This is a genomic window from Leisingera sp. JC1, from assembly GCF_001679925.1.
Lineage (GTDB): Bacteria > Pseudomonadota > Alphaproteobacteria > Rhodobacterales > Rhodobacteraceae > Leisingera.
This window is the reverse complement of sequence record NZ_LYUZ01000093.1, coordinates 1-13,963: the sequence shown is the minus strand read 5'-3', so window position 1 is coordinate 13,963 and position 13,963 is coordinate 1. Positions and strand designations below refer to the sequence as shown.

At 64.1% G+C, this 13,963-nt stretch carries 14 protein-coding genes; 11 read left to right on the top strand and 3 right to left on the bottom strand.

Annotated elements, in window-relative coordinates:
• Positions 1-38: 38 nt before the first annotated feature.
• From A9D60_RS13900 to A9D60_RS13855, 10 genes are all read left to right on the top strand, one after another.
• Positions 39-1,445: a trypsin-like peptidase domain-containing protein gene (locus A9D60_RS13900; RefSeq protein ID WP_065268159.1), complete on the top strand. Its 1,407-nt coding sequence runs from the start codon at positions 39-41 to the stop codon at positions 1,443-1,445.
• Complete coding sequence (locus tag A9D60_RS13895; protein WP_065268158.1) at positions 1,445-2,767, top strand: replication-associated recombination protein A; 1,323 nt, start codon at positions 1,445-1,447, stop codon at positions 2,765-2,767. The genes A9D60_RS13900 and A9D60_RS13895 overlap by 1 nt, the downstream gene beginning before the upstream one ends.
• Before the next feature lie 144 nt (positions 2,768-2,911).
• Positions 2,912-3,292: a fluoride efflux transporter CrcB gene (gene crcB / locus A9D60_RS13890; protein ID WP_065268157.1), complete on the top strand. Its 381-nt coding sequence runs from the start codon at positions 2,912-2,914 to the stop codon at positions 3,290-3,292.
• Positions 3,289-4,335, top strand: a complete 1,047-nt coding sequence (locus A9D60_RS13885; protein ID WP_065268156.1) for an RluA family pseudouridine synthase — start codon at positions 3,289-3,291, stop codon at positions 4,333-4,335. The genes crcB and A9D60_RS13885 overlap by 4 nt, the downstream gene beginning before the upstream one ends.
• Positions 4,332-5,000, top strand: a complete 669-nt coding sequence (locus A9D60_RS13880) for an HAD family hydrolase (protein ID WP_065268155.1) — start codon at positions 4,332-4,334, stop codon at positions 4,998-5,000. Before A9D60_RS13885 ends, A9D60_RS13880 begins: the two co-directional genes overlap by 4 nt.
• Before the next feature lie 3 nt (positions 5,001-5,003).
• A complete protein-coding gene (locus A9D60_RS13875; RefSeq protein ID WP_065268154.1) occupies positions 5,004-5,708 on the top strand; it encodes an ATP12 family chaperone protein in 705 nt (234 codons plus the stop codon).
• A gap of 231 nt (positions 5,709-5,939) precedes the next feature.
• Positions 5,940-6,956, top strand: a complete 1,017-nt coding sequence (locus A9D60_RS13870) for an amino acid ABC transporter substrate-binding protein (protein ID WP_065268180.1) — start codon at positions 5,940-5,942, stop codon at positions 6,954-6,956.
• Positions 6,957-7,083: 127 nt separating this feature from the next.
• Positions 7,084-8,316: an amino acid ABC transporter permease gene (locus tag A9D60_RS13865; RefSeq protein ID WP_065268153.1), complete on the top strand. Its 1,233-nt coding sequence runs from the start codon at positions 7,084-7,086 to the stop codon at positions 8,314-8,316.
• Between the two features lie 3 nt (positions 8,317-8,319).
• Positions 8,320-9,618, top strand: a complete 1,299-nt coding sequence (locus A9D60_RS13860) for an amino acid ABC transporter permease (protein WP_065268152.1) — start codon at positions 8,320-8,322, stop codon at positions 9,616-9,618.
• 12 nt (positions 9,619-9,630) lie between these two features.
• Positions 9,631-10,422, top strand: a complete 792-nt coding sequence (locus A9D60_RS13855; RefSeq protein ID WP_039173494.1) for an amino acid ABC transporter ATP-binding protein — start codon at positions 9,631-9,633, stop codon at positions 10,420-10,422.
• Positions 10,423-10,488: 66 nt separating this feature from the next.
• Here the strand turns inward: A9D60_RS13855 and A9D60_RS13850 are convergent, their stop codons facing one another.
• The 3 genes from A9D60_RS13850 to A9D60_RS13840 form a co-directional block, all read right to left on the bottom strand.
• Positions 10,489-10,941, bottom strand: coding sequence for a DUF411 domain-containing protein (locus A9D60_RS13850; protein ID WP_065268151.1), 453 nt, complete (start codon positions 10,939-10,941; stop codon positions 10,489-10,491).
• Between the two features lie 104 nt (positions 10,942-11,045).
• The gene (locus A9D60_RS13845; protein ID WP_065268150.1) at positions 11,046-11,543 is read right to left on the bottom strand and encodes a SixA phosphatase family protein; all 498 of its coding nucleotides are present in this window, start codon (positions 11,541-11,543) and stop codon (positions 11,046-11,048) included.
• On the bottom strand, positions 11,540-12,241 hold the full coding sequence (locus tag A9D60_RS13840) for a ferredoxin (RefSeq protein ID WP_065268149.1): 702 nt from the start codon (positions 12,239-12,241) through the stop codon (positions 11,540-11,542). The genes A9D60_RS13845 and A9D60_RS13840 overlap by 4 nt, the downstream gene beginning before the upstream one ends.
• Positions 12,242-12,365: 124 nt before the next feature.
• On the opposite strand from A9D60_RS13840, the gene A9D60_RS13835 reads away from it, so the two are divergent.
• The gene (locus tag A9D60_RS13835; RefSeq protein ID WP_065268148.1) at positions 12,366-13,922 is read left to right on the top strand and encodes an ISL3 family transposase; all 1,557 of its coding nucleotides are present in this window, start codon (positions 12,366-12,368) and stop codon (positions 13,920-13,922) included.
• The last annotated feature ends 41 nt before the right edge of the window (positions 13,923-13,963 follow it).

Below are 13,963 nucleotides of genomic sequence, written 5' to 3'. Positions count from 1 at the left end.
TCCGCATATCCTTCACGCAGCAACAAACGGGAGCCCCCATGATCCGCCCAGCCCTGACCGCCCTTGCCCTGTGTCTTGCCCTGCCTGCGCTGGCCTTGCCCGCGGCGGCTGAAACCAAGGTGCCGCAGAGCCAGGCGGAGATTGCGCTGGGGTTTGCGCCGCTGGTCAAGGAGGCCTCGCCGGCGGTGGTGAACATCTATGCCAAGGTGGTGCGCCAAGTGCAGCAGCGCCGCCGCTCGCCGTTCATGAACGATCCGTTCTTCGATGATTTCTTCCGCGGATTCGCCAAGCCGCAGCCGCGGGTGGAGAACTCGCTGGGGTCGGGGGTGATCCTGTCGGGCGACGGCATCGTGGTCTCCAACTACCATGTCGTCGGCAGCGCCACCGAAATCCGCGTGGTGACCAATGACCGGCGCGAATACAATGCGCGGGTGATCCTGGGTGACAAGGCCAGCGACCTGGCGATCCTGCAGCTGGATGAGGCCGCGGACCTGCCCCATCTGGACTTGCGCAACAGCGACGAAGTGCAGGTGGGTGAGCTGGCGCTGGCGATCGGCAACCCGTTCGGGGTGGGTCAGACCGTCAGCAGCGGCATCATCTCGGGCCTGGCGCGCACCGGCATGGGGGCCGGCGACGGCTTTGGCTACTACATCCAGACCGACGCGCCGATCAACCCGGGCAATTCCGGCGGCGCGCTGATCGACGTCAACGGCGACCTGATCGGCATCAACACCCGTATCCTGTCGCGCTCCGGCGGCTCCAACGGCATCGGCTTTGCCATTCCCGCCAATCTGGTCAAACAGTTCGTGGAACAGGCGAAAACCGGTGCCGAGGAATTCCAGCGCCCCTGGGCCGGCATGGCCGGGCAGCCGGTGGATGCGGACCTCGCGGCCTCCATGGGCATGGAGGTGCCGGAGGGCATGGTGGTGTCCGACCTGCACCGGGAAAGCCCGTTTGCCAAGGCGGGGTTCAAGGTGGGCGACGTGATCACCCATGTGGACGGCGAGGTGGTGAATTCGCCGTCCGAGATGGTGTTCCGCATGTCGGTCTCCGGCTTGGGCGGCACCGCGGAGATCACCCGCCTGCGCGGGGCGGAACGCGACGTGGTCGCGGTGCCTATGATCACCGCGCCGGACCAGCCGCCCGCCAACCCGGTGCAGCTGGACGAAAAGACCGCGCTGCCCGGCCTGACCGTGGCCCAGATCAATCCGCAGGTGATTGCCCGGCTTGGCCTGCCCTTGTCGGCGGAGGGCGTGGTGGTCACCGATCCCGGCCCATACGCGGGCCGCGGCGGGGTGCAGCCCGGCGATGCGCTCTTGGCGGTGAACGGCCAGGCGGTCACCGGAACTGAGGACGTCTATGCCATCCTCGCCAACAGCGGCCGCTGGATTCAGCTGGACCTGAACCGCCGCGGCCAGCGCGTCACCCTGCGGTTCCGCACCTGATGGCGGATCTGTTCGGCAGCCCTGAGCCTGCCAAGGGCGAGGCGCAGCAGGCCAGCAAAAACCGGCCGCTGGCCGACCGGCTGCGGCCGCAATCCTTGGCGGATGTGATCGGGCAGGAACAGGTGCTGGGGCCGGAGGCGCCCTTGGGGGTGATGCTGGCCTCGGGGTCTTTGTCGTCGCTGATCTTCTGGGGGCCGCCGGGGGTGGGCAAGACCACCATCGCGCGGCTGCTGGCGCAGGAGACCGACCTGCATTTCGTGCAGATCTCGGCGATCTTCACCGGCGTGCCGGAGCTGCGCAAAGTGTTCGAGGCAGCCAAGATCCGCCGTCAGAACGGGCAGGGCACGCTGCTGTTCGTGGATGAGATCCACCGCTTCAACAAGGCTCAGCAGGACGGCTTCCTGCCGCATATGGAGGATGGCACCATCCTGCTGGTGGGGGCGACCACCGAGAACCCGTCGTTTGAACTCAACGCCGCTGTGCTGTCACGCTCGCAGGTGCTGGTGCTGGAGCGGCTGTCGCTGGCGGACCTCGAGCGCCTCAACCAGCGCGCCGAAAAGGAGCTGGGCCGCGCCCTGCCGCTGGGCGGGGATGCCCGCGATGCGCTGCATGAGATGGCCGATGGTGACGGGCGGGCGCTGCTTAATCTGATCGAACAGGTTGCCGCCTGGAAGGTGGAGGCGCCCTTGGGGCGTGAGGCGCTGTCAGCCCGGCTGATGCGCCGCGCGGCCAAGTTCGACAAGTCCGGCGACGAGCATTACAACCTGATTTCCGCCCTGCACAAATCCATCCGCGGCTCTGACCCGGATGCAGCGCTTTACTGGCTGGCGCGGATGCTGGAGGGCGGCGAGGACCCGCGGTTTCTGGCCCGCCGCCTGACGATGATGTCGACCGAGGATATCGGCATGGCCGACCCGCAGGCCAACACGGTTTGCCTCAATGCCTGGCAGACTTATGAGCGGCTTGGCAGCCCGGAGGGCGAGCTGGCGCTGGCCAATGCCGCGGTCTACCTGGCGCTGGCGCCGAAATCCAACGCGGTTTATGTCGGCATCAAGGCCGCCCGGCGGCTGGCCAAGCAAACCGGCAGCGCGCCGCCGCCCAAGCATATCCTGAACGCCCCGACCAAGCTGATGGCGGAGCAGGGCTATGGCGACGGCTATGCCTATGACCATGACGCAGAGGACGGATTTTCCGGCCAGAACTACTTCCCCGACGGGGTGAAGCGCCCGGTTCTGTATCAGCCGGTGGAGCGCGGGTTTGAGCGCGAGCTGAAGCGGCGCACGGATTACTTCGCGAACCTCAGGCTGAAGCGGAACAAGTAAAGCGGCTTTGCCGGCAAAGCCGCTGCCTCCGGCGGGAGTATTTGGGGAAAGATGAAAGGGCGGAAGCCTGTAACAGGCAGCCCTGCGCGCCGTGCAACACGGGCAAAACTTGACATCCCTGCCTGTGCCGGCGACAGGACGGGGATGATTTCTTCGGTTTCCATGGTGGCCCTCGGCGGCGCAATCGGGGCGGTGTGCCGCTATCTGGCCGGGCTGGGCATTGTCCGGCTGCTGGGGCATCACGATTTCCCGGTGGCAGTGATCACTGTCAACGTGATCGGCTCCTTTCTGATGGGGGTGTTTGTGGTCGCTGCCGCGATGCGCGGGCTGACGCATCTGAGCCCCTTGGTGATGACTGGCCTGCTGGGCGGATTCACCACTTTCTCGGCGTTCTCGCTGGAGACCGCCAACCTGATCGAGCGCGGCGCCTTCGGGCAGGCGGCGCTGTACGTATGTTTGTCCGTGGGCCTGTCAGTCGGCGGATTGTTTCTGGGCCTGATGGCCGCAAGGGGAGTGTTCGCATGAGCGGCGTTCAGATGATTACCGTCAGCGAAGACGACGGCGGCCAGCGCATCGACCGCTGGCTGCGGCGGCTGTTTCCGCATGTGAACCAGGGCCGCATCGAGAAGATGTGCCGCAAGGGCGAGCTGCGGCTGGACGGCGGCCGGGTCAAGGCCAATACCCGCGTCGAGGCGGGGCAGGTGGTGCGGGKGCCGCCGCTGGCGGACAGCGACCTGAAACCTGCCGCGCCGCGCGAGATGAAAATCTCGGATGCCGATGCCAAGATGATCCAGTCCTGCGTGATTTACCGCGACGACGATGTGATCGTGCTGAACAAGCCCGCTGGGCTGGCGGTGCAGGGCGGCTCCGGCACCACCAAACATGTGGACGGGCTGGCCGAGGCGCTGAAGTTCGGGCTGGAGGACAAGCCCAAGCTGGTGCACCGGATCGACAAGGACACCTCCGGCGTGCTGGTTCTGGCGCGCAACCGCAAGGCGGCGCAGGCGCTGACCGCCGCCTTCCGCCACAAGAACACCCGCAAGATTTACTGGGCCCTGGTGGCCGGCGTGCCGACGCCGTACCTGGGCGAGATCAAGAACGGGCTGGTCAAGGCGCCGGGTCATGGCAAATCCGGCGAGGGCGAGAAGATGATCAACGTGCATCCGCACGACATCGACGACACCCCCGGCGCCAAGCGGGCGCATACGCTGTATGCCACGCTCTACCGCGTTGCGAGCCGCGCCGCCTGGGTGGCGATGGAGCCCATTACGGGCCGCACCCATCAGCTCCGGGCGCATATGTCCGGCATGGGCCATCCGATTGCGGGCGACGGTAAATACGGCGGCTCGGGCCAGGAAAACCTGGGCGACGGCTGGGGCGCCTCGATCGGCGGTGTGATTTCCAAGAAGCTTCACCTGCACGCGCGCCGGATGGTGTTTGAACATCCCGTGACCCGCAAGGAAATCGCCGTTGTGGCGCCGCTGCCGGATCACATGAAGGAAAGCTGGGAGACCTTCGGCTGGACCGAGGACCTGGCCGCCGATGACCCGTTTGAGGATCTGAAGTGAGCGCGGACCTGCGGCTGATCCTGTTTGATGTGGATGGCACCCTGGTCGACAGCCAGGGCGCGATCACCGGCGCAATGGCAGAGGCTTTTCAAGGGGTTGGGCTGGATGTGCCGCCGCGGGAAGCGATCCTGTCCATTGTCGGGCTGTCGCTGCCGCTGGCGATGGCGGAGCTGGCGCCGGAGCGGGATGCAGCCACGCTGGAGGCGCTGGTGGCGGGCTACAAATCCTCGTACATGCTGGCGCGCGAGGCGGCGGGGGCGGCGCATTCACCGCTCTATCCCGGCACGCGGGAGATGCTGGCGGAGCTCAATGAGGTGCCGGAATACCTGCTGGGCGTTGCCACCGGCAAGTCCCAGCGCGGGGTGGATGCGCTGATCGCGGCGCATGGGCTGAGCTGTTTCGTGACCCGGCAGGTGGCCGACCATCACCCGTCCAAGCCGCATCCGTCGATGGTGCTGACAGCGATGGCGGAAACGGGTGTGACGCGCGAACACACCGTGATGATCGGCGACACGCGGTTTGACATTGAAATGGGGCGCGCAGCGGGGGTCACCACCATCGCCGTGCCCTGGGGCTATCACCCGGCAGAGACATTGGGCGCCGATTACCTGATCCGCGATTTCGCGGAGCTGCGCCCGCTGCTGGCAGAAATCTGGAAGGGCTAGGATATGAGCGGCTGGGCACAGAAACGGTTCTGGAAAGAGGTCACCGTGGCAGAGGCCGGAGACGGTTTTGCGGTGGAGCTGGACGGGCGCCGGGTCAAGACGCCGGCCAAGGCGCCGCTAACGGTGCCGACGCGGGAAATGTGCGAGGCAATTGCTGCGGAATGGGAGGCCCAGACCGAATCAGTTGACCCGAAAACCATGTCCTGCACCCGCTCTGCAAATGCCGCAATCGACAAGGTGACACATCAGCACACCGAGGTTGCAGCGATGCTGGCCGAATACGGCGACAGTGATCTGTTGTGCTACAGGGCGGACTCTCCGGCTGAACTGGCGGCCCGACAGGCTGCCGAATGGGACCCGGTTCTGGACTGGGCGGAAGAGGAGCTGGGGGTGCGCCTGCAGCCCCGGACCGGGGTTCTGCACCAGCCGCAGGAGGCCGCGGCCCTGGCGGTTCTGGCAGAGAAAACCCGTGCGATGACTCCCTTCCAGCTGGCGGCATTTCACGACCTGGTAGGCATCTCAGGCTCTTTGATCCTTGGGTTTGCGGCGGCTTACGGCTGGCGCAGTGCTGACGAGATCTGGCAGCTGTCGCGGCTGGATGAACGCTGGCAGGAAGAGCAGTGGGGCGAGGACGAAGAAGCCCAGGCTGCAGCCGAGGTGAAACGGCAGGAATTCCTGCACGCCAAGCGATTCTTCGATTTTTCCTGATCGGATAAGAAATTACTTATCCACAGCCTGACCGGAAATAAAATTCCGCGCGGACCCCGTTCGTGCGGAATTCGTACATCGAAATTCCTGATACCGCCCTTGACGTTTGCTGATGAATGCGCCCAAACTCAGCCACGAATTAGGGGCAAACCCTTCTTCAGTCTCATATCCGGCGGGGGATCGCCGGAAAATAAGAACCGCCGAATGGCGGGCTATCAGGAAGAGGTAAATATGAAAAAATCCGTTATTTTGGGCGCAATGACCTTTGCCGGTCTTGCGGCTGGCGCAGCTTCCGCCGGCACGCTGGACGACGTGAAGGCCCGCGGCAAGCTGAACTGCGGCGTCACCACCGGCCTGGTCGGCTTTGCGGCCCCGAATGCGAACGGTGAATGGGAAGGCTTCGACGTTGCCGTGTGCCGTGCTGTGGCTGCAGCCGTGCTGGGCGACTCCAACGCTGTCGAATTCGTGCCGACCACCGGCAAGACCCGCTTTACCGCGCTGGCGTCCGGCGAGATCGACATGCTGGCCCGCAACACCACCTGGACCTTCAGCCGCGACGTCGACCTGAAGTTCGAATTCGTGGGCGTCAACTACTATGACGGCCAGGGCTTCATGGTCCCGAAAGAGCTGGGCGTGTCCTCGGCCAAGGAACTGGACGGCGCAACCGTCTGCATCCAGACCGGCACCACCACCGAGCTGAACCTGGCGGACTTCTTCCGCTCCAACAACATCTCGTATGAGCCGGTTCCGATCGAAACCAACGCCGAAGCGCAGCAGCAGTACCTGGCAGGCGCCTGTGACGTCTACACCACGGACGCTTCCGGCCTCGCCGCAACCCGTGCCACCTTCGACGATCCGGCCGGCCACGTGATCCTGCCGGAAATCATCTCCAAGGAGCCGCTGGGCCCGCTGGTCCGCCATGGCGACCACGAGTGGGGCGATGTTGTCCGCTGGAGCCTGATGGCGCTGATCGCGGCAGAAGAGCTGGGCATCACCTCGGCCAACCTGGGCGAAATGGCAGCCGGCACCGAGAACCCGGAAATCAACCGCCTGCTGGGCACCGAAGGCACCCTGGGCGAAATGCTGGGCCTGTCGGCTGACTGGGCCAAGAACGCAATCGCGTCGCAGGGCAACTACGGCGAGATCTTTGCCAAGAACATCGGCGAAGACACTCCGGTCGGCCTGGCCCGCGGCCTGAACGCTCAGTGGACCGAAGGCGGCCTGCTGTACGCTCCGCCGTTCCGCTAAACACACCATCGGATGGGGCGCAGGAATTTCCTGCGCCCTTTTCCTATCATGAAAAAAGCTCTGGCAAGCTGCGGAGCGGGGACAACCCCGCCAGGATCAGAAAGCCGGAGTCAGGGGATCACAATACATGTCAACGTTGACTGACCCGCCGAACGAAAACTTTCGGCTGTCTATGCTCATCAACGATACCCGCTACCGTTCACTGACGTTCCAGGTGATCGCGGCTATCGTCCTTGCCCTGTGCATCTGGTATCTTGGAAACAACCTGATCCAGAACCTCCGTGCTGCCGGGCTCAACATTTCCTACACCTTCCTGGGCGACCCGTCCGGCTATGACATCAACCAGCGCCTGGTTGAATACGACAGCCAGTCGAGCCACGCCAAGGCGGCTCTGGTCGGGCTGCTGAACACGCTGCTGGTGGCCTTCCTGGCCTGTATCACTGCGACGGTGTTCGGCGTGGTCGCGGGTGTTCTGCGCCTGTCCAACAACTGGCTCGTCTCCAAGCTGATGGCGGTCTATGTTGAGATTTTCCGCAACATTCCGGTGCTTATCTGGATCATTATCATCTTCACCATCATGACAGCCGTGCTGCCAGGCCCGGCGGCGTTCCGAGGCGACAATGCCACCTCCAGCATGCTGTTTGATGCCTTCGCCTTTACCAACCGCGGCATTTACACGCCGATGCCCTGGTTCGAAAACGGCATCTTTGCCAGCACCGCGATGAACTGGCTGCTGGTGCTTGCCGGTTTCGCTGCCTCCTGGTTTGCGGCACACCAGATCAACGTCTGGGCCAACACAAAGCAGGAAGCCACCGGCGTCCGGCCCAAGACCACGGCAATGATCCTCGCCGCGTGGCTGGTGCCGTTCCTGGCGCTGATGCTGATCATGGGGCTGACCTGGGAATATCCTGAGCTGAAGGGCTTCAACTTCAGCGGTGGCATCAAGGTCGGCGGCCCGCTGATTGCGCTGTGGTTCGCGCTGTCGATCTATACCGGCGCCTTCATTGCGGAAAACGTCCGGGCCGGCATCCAGGCGGTGTCCAAGGGCCAGACCGAGGCCGCATCGGCCCTGGGCCTGCGTCCGCGCCGGGTGATGAACCTGGTGGTTCTGCCGCAGGCGCTGCGGGTGATCATCCCGCCGCTGATCTCCAACTTCCTCAACATTACCAAGAACTCCTCGCTGGCGATTGCCGTGGGCTATGCGGATATCACCGCGACTCTGGGCGGGATCACCCTGAACCAGACCGGTCGCGCCATTGAATGTGTTCTGCTTCTGATGCTGTTCTACCTGACCGCTTCGCTGACCATCTCGATGGTGATGAACGTCTACAACGCATCTGTTAAGTTGAAGGAGCGCTGAGACATGAGCGATACCCACGCACACTCCATCGCCTTTGTCCGCGATACCGAAATCCCGCCGTCGCCGCCACCAGCCGGGGAAACCGGCGTGGTCAAATGGCTGCGGGAAAACCTGTTCTCCAATGCTGTGAACTCTGCCCTGACCATTGCATCGCTGCTGGTCATCTACATTCTGCTCAGCAAGACCCTGCCGTGGCTGCTGAACGGCGTGTGGACCACCAACTCGCTGGCGGAATGCCGCGAGGTTCTGCAGGGCAAGACCGGTGCATGCTTCTCGGTGCTGACTGAACGCTGGAACCAGCTTCTGTATGGTTTCAAATACCCGTCGGACCAGTACTGGCGCCCGAACCTGGCCCTGGTGCTGCTGCTGTTTGCCATTGCGCCGGTGCTGTTCTTTGACCTGCCGCGCAAGCTGCTGGCCTTCACCGCGGTCTACCCGTTCCTGGCCTTCTGGCTGATCTGGGGCGGCACCATCCTGGCACCCATCGTGGCGCTGGTGGGTTTTGCTGCAGGCGCATTCGTGTTCCAGACCTATGGCAAAAGCAGCTTTGCTGTCGGCTTCTTCGGGGCGATTGCCGCCGCCTTTGCGGTTTGGATCCTGGGCGGCTGGCTGATCCCGGAAGGAGCATCTGAGAACGCCATGCTGAAGGCGGTGCCTTCGCGCGATCTGGGCGGCTTCATGCTGAACCTGATGCTGGGCGTGACCTGCGTGTCGTTGTCGCTGCCGCTGGGCATCGCGCTGGCGCTGGGCCGTCAGTCGGACATGCCGCTGATCAAGTGGATGTGCGTCGTCTTCATCGAGTTCGTTCGCGGCGTGCCGCTGATCACCCTGCTGTTTGTGGCATCGGTGATGCTGGCCTACTTCTTCCCGCCGGAAAGCACCGTCGACCTGTTCCTGCGCGTGGTGATCATGATCACCATGTTCTCGGCAGCCTATATCGCCGAGGTGATCCGCGGCGGCCTGGCAGCCCTGCCGAAGGGCCAGTACGAAGCGGCTGACAGCCTTGGCCTGGATTACCCCCAGGCGATGCGGCTGATCATCCTGCCGCAGGCGCTGAAGATCTCCATCCCGGGCATCGTGAACGTGGCCGTCGGCCTGTTCAAGGACACCACCCTGGTTTCGGTCATTTCGATGTTCGACCTGGTTGGCATGATCCGCGGCCCGATCCTCGCCTCCACCGAGTGGAACGGGGTTTACTGGGAGCTTCTGGGCTTTGCTGCGCTTCTGTTCTTCGTTGTCTGCTACGGCATTTCTCAATACTCACAGTGGCTCGAGCGCCGTCTCGCCACCGACCACCGTTAAGGAGTTCAACATATGTCTGAACTTATGTCTGACCGCGCAATCGACCGCTCCAAAATGCAGGTGAGCGACGAGGTTGCCATTGAAATCACCAACATGAACAAGTGGTACGGGTCCTTCCACGTGCTGCGCGACATCAACCTGACCGTCAACCAGGGCGAGCGGATTGTGATCGCGGGCCCGTCGGGCTCAGGCAAATCCACCCTGATCCGCTGCCTGAACGCGCTGGAAGAGCACCAGCAGGGCAAGATCGTGGTGGATGGCACCGAGCTGTCCAACGACCTAAAGAACATCGACAAGATCCGGTCCGAGGTCGGCATGGTGTTCCAGCACTTCAACCTGTTCCCGCATCTGACCATCCTGGAAAACTGCACCCTGGCGCCGATCTGGGTCCGCAAGACGCCCAAGAAGGAAGCCGAAGAGCGGGCAATGCACTTCCTGGAGAAGGTGAAGATCCCGGAGCAGGCCCACAAGTACCCGGGCATGCTGTCGGGCGGCCAGCAGCAGCGTGTGGCCATCGCGCGCAGCTTGTGCATGATGCCGCGCATCATGCTGTTCGACGAACCGACATCGGCGCTCGACCCGGAGATGATCAAGGAAGTCTTGGACACCATGATCGAACTGGCCGAGGAAGGTATGACCATGCTGTGCGTGACCCACGAGATGGGCTTTGCCCGTCAGGTGGCGAACCGGGTGATCTTTATGGATGCAGGCCAGATCGTCGAACAGAACGAGCCGGAAGAGTTCTTCAACAACCCGAAGAGCGACCGCACCAAGCTGTTCCTCAGCCAGATCCTGGGCCACTGAGGCTGACGCATTATCAAGCAAAAAGGCCGGGCAATGCGCCCGGCCTTTTTTGTTTGGCAGACTTAGTCAGGAGTGGCTGGCAAAAACCTTAGTCGTGCCATCCGCCAGGACCAGCAGGGTGTCAAAGGCTTCGCGCTCCCCGCCCATCTCCATCCCCGGCGAGCCGATCGGCATGCCCGGCACGGTGAGCCCCAACGCCGCGGGCTGTTCCGCCAGCAGCCGCTGGATGTCTGCCGCTGGCACATGGCCTTCGATCACGTAAGGCCCAGCCGTCGCGGTGTGGCAGGAGGACAGGTCGCCGCTGACGCCGAGCCGCTCCTTCATTGCCCACAGCTCCTCGTCTGCCACATTGCGCACCTCGGTCTGGAAACCGGCGGCGGCCACATGATCGGCCCGGGCGGTGCAGCAGCCGCAGCTGGGCGATTTCATGATACGGATGGTCTCCGCTGCCGCGGCGAAACCGGGCAGGGAAGCGAGGGGCAGGGCGGCTGCGGCCAGCAGCAGGGAACGGCGGTGCATGACGGTCTCCAGTCCGGCAAGTGTCTGATTGCCCGGAATTTAGGCATGGTGCTGCGCCATAGCCAGAGCCCTCCCGCGCGGGATGCGCCAGCTTGCCGCAGGGTTTACTCGCCCAGAAGCTCCCGCGGCACCGCAAAATCGATCACCCTGCCGCTGCTCCAGCTCAGCTCGCGCCAGCTGCCGATATCGAACTCCGCCACCAGCGTCGCGCCGGTGGGGTAATCGTCGAACCGCGCATGGTCGGGCGGGCTGGAGACGATGGTATGGGCAAAGGCGGCAATACCGGGATTGTGGCCGATCACCATGACCCGCTTCTGCTCGGCTTCGCTCAGCACCTTGAAAATCATGTCGGAATTGGCGTGGTACAGCCGCTCTGTGAAGCGGGCAGGCACCCCAAGGTCCATCAGTTCGCAGGTCTCGCGGGTGCGCTGCGACGAGGAGGAGATCACCTGGTCCGGCAGGTAGCCGCATTCGCGCATCCAGGCGGCAATGGCCGGGGCTGAGCGGCGCCCGCGCTTGTTCAGGGGGCGGGCGTGGTCACTGGGAACATTGGTGTCCCAGGCGGATTTGGCGTGGCGGGTCAGGATCAGGGTGCAGGTCATTGCGGGTGAAAATGCCTCATGTGATGTGCGGTTTGACCGGGGTCGCGGCGGGCGGTGCGGCTGAGCGGGCAGGCCAGCCGGGCAAGGCAGCCGCCGGACATGCAGCCGGCGCCTGCGCTGGTGTCGAGATGCGCGTGGCAGGCCGCCAGATCGTAGGGGCCTCCGTCGGCCAAGGCGCTGACGGGGCAGGCGGCAAGGCAGGGACGGGAGGGGCAGCTGTCGCAGGGGGACTGTGCCAAAGGTGCAGGGGGGATGTCAAATTCCTGTTCGAAATGAAGGGCCCCCCGCAAGGAAATCATCATGCCGACGCTATCATGCACCAGCATCTGTGACGGCGATGTGAAAAACCGCCCCGTCCCCAGCGCCCAGTTGATGAAGGGCGTGTAGGGCGGCCCGCCAAAAGGGTAATAGGCGGTGCCGCCCAGATCCTCTGCCAATGCGCCTACCACCCGTTCGGACCAGCTGTCGACCGGGTCGGCTAGGCCGTTCTGGTTTTCAGGGCTGGCCTTGAACAGCGGCCAGAAACTGCTGCCGGTGCCGAGCAGGACCAGGGTGCCGCCCTCCAGCGCCTGGACCGGCTGGCGCGCCGGATGCAGTGCTCCGCAGACCTCCAGACCGGCCGCAGCGGCGGCCGTTTCGATGCCGCTGAAGGACGGCAGGCCGCGGGGGGCGGGGGCAGGCTGGTCTGTCAGGGTCATGCGTGGCTCCTGTCGGCTGGCTTGGGGCGAGCCTAGCAGCGCCCGCTGCCTGGATCTGAAGCAGATTTGGTGCAGCCCAACCAGCTAAGCGCTATATATCGGTAGGTTTTGCAGGAGGTTGCCGATGGCGTCACAGTTTTCACGGCGGGATTTYCTGCCAGCAGGKCTCAAGGCCAACCAGGTTGAGCTTGTTGGAAACACGGTCCGGATCCACTCGCGTTCCGCCAAAGCCACGGCGGCGTGCCCGCGCTGCGGCACGGCTTCACGCCATGTTCACAGCAGGTACCGCCGGCGGCCTGCCGATCTTCCTGCGCATGGCCGGAAGGTGGAACTGGTCCTGCTGGTTCGCCGCTTTCGCTGCCGTGCTCCGCGTTGCCCAGCCAAGATATTTGCGGAGCGATTTCCACCGGACGTGACCCGGCCGCATGCGCGGCGTACCTCCCGTCTGCAAGGACTGGTCCGGCACCTCGGCCTGGCACTCGGCGGGCGTCCGGCACAGGCGCTCGCCGCACGGCTCCTGCTGCCAGTCAGCAAGGATACTTTCCTCCGCAGCATCCGGGACACGGCTGAGGCCTCAAGCAGTGATCTCCGCGTTATAGGCATTGACGATTGGGCTTGGCGGAAGGGGCAGCGATACGGCACTTTGATCTGCGATCTGGAGCGGCGCCGGGTTATTGACCTCCTGCCAGACCGGGAACCGGCCACGGTCGAGGCCTGGCTGCAGGCCCGTCCGGGGATTGAGGTCGTCGCCCGCGACCGCAACGGAGGCTATGGCGGTGCCGTCTCACGGGCCTTGCCAAAAGCGGTTCAGGTTGCCGACCGCTGGCACCTGTTAGAAAACGCGAGCGCGGCTTTCCTGGCCGCCGTACAACGTAACATGCCTGCCATCCGCAAAGCGATCGGAGCAAAGACACTGGATCCAAAGCTGCTGACGGCCGCTGAAAAGCTGCAATACGAAGGCTATCTGCGCCGCCAGCAAACCAACCGGATGGTTCGCCAAATGGCTGATGATGGCGTGCCGATCCGGCGGATCGTTCGCCAGACAGAGCTCAGCCGCCAGCTCGTCCGGCAGATTTTGCGTGGGGAACGCGAGGATGTTTTCCGCATCCGTGAGAGCAGTCTGACCCCTTGGCTGCCGCGACTGGAGCAGGAATGGGCGGGCGGCTGCCGGAACGGCGCCGAACTCTGGCGCCGGCTGCGGGCCGATGGTTTCCAGGGCAGCCACCGTGTCGTAGGGGAATGGGCCACGCGCCAGCGCCGTGCCGAGCGGGCCGCGCCACCGGGCACAGAAAAATCGCCGCCCGCGCGCAAGATTGCCCGCCTCCTGACCTTGGGCCGGGATCATCTGTGCAAGGCGGATGCCATCCAGGTCGCAAGGATCGAAGCTTCTTTGCCTGCTCTCGCCACAGCCCGAAGGCTGACCGACCGGTTTACGGACATGATACGCAATGCTCGCGAAGACGAGCTGGAAGGATGGCTGAATGAAGCGGAAGACGGGCTGCTCGGTGCCTTTGCCCGCGGGCTGCGGCGCGATCAGGCAGCCGTCGCCGCGGCGCTTCGGGAACCATGGTCGAACGGGCAGACTGAAGGGCAGATTAACCGCCTCAAGACGCTCAAACGCCAGATGTATGGAAGGGCGAACATCGACCTGCTCAAAGCGCGGCTCGTTCAAGCGCTCTGATCTGAGGGAGGCCGAAGTTGCACCAAAACTGAGTCAGAGCC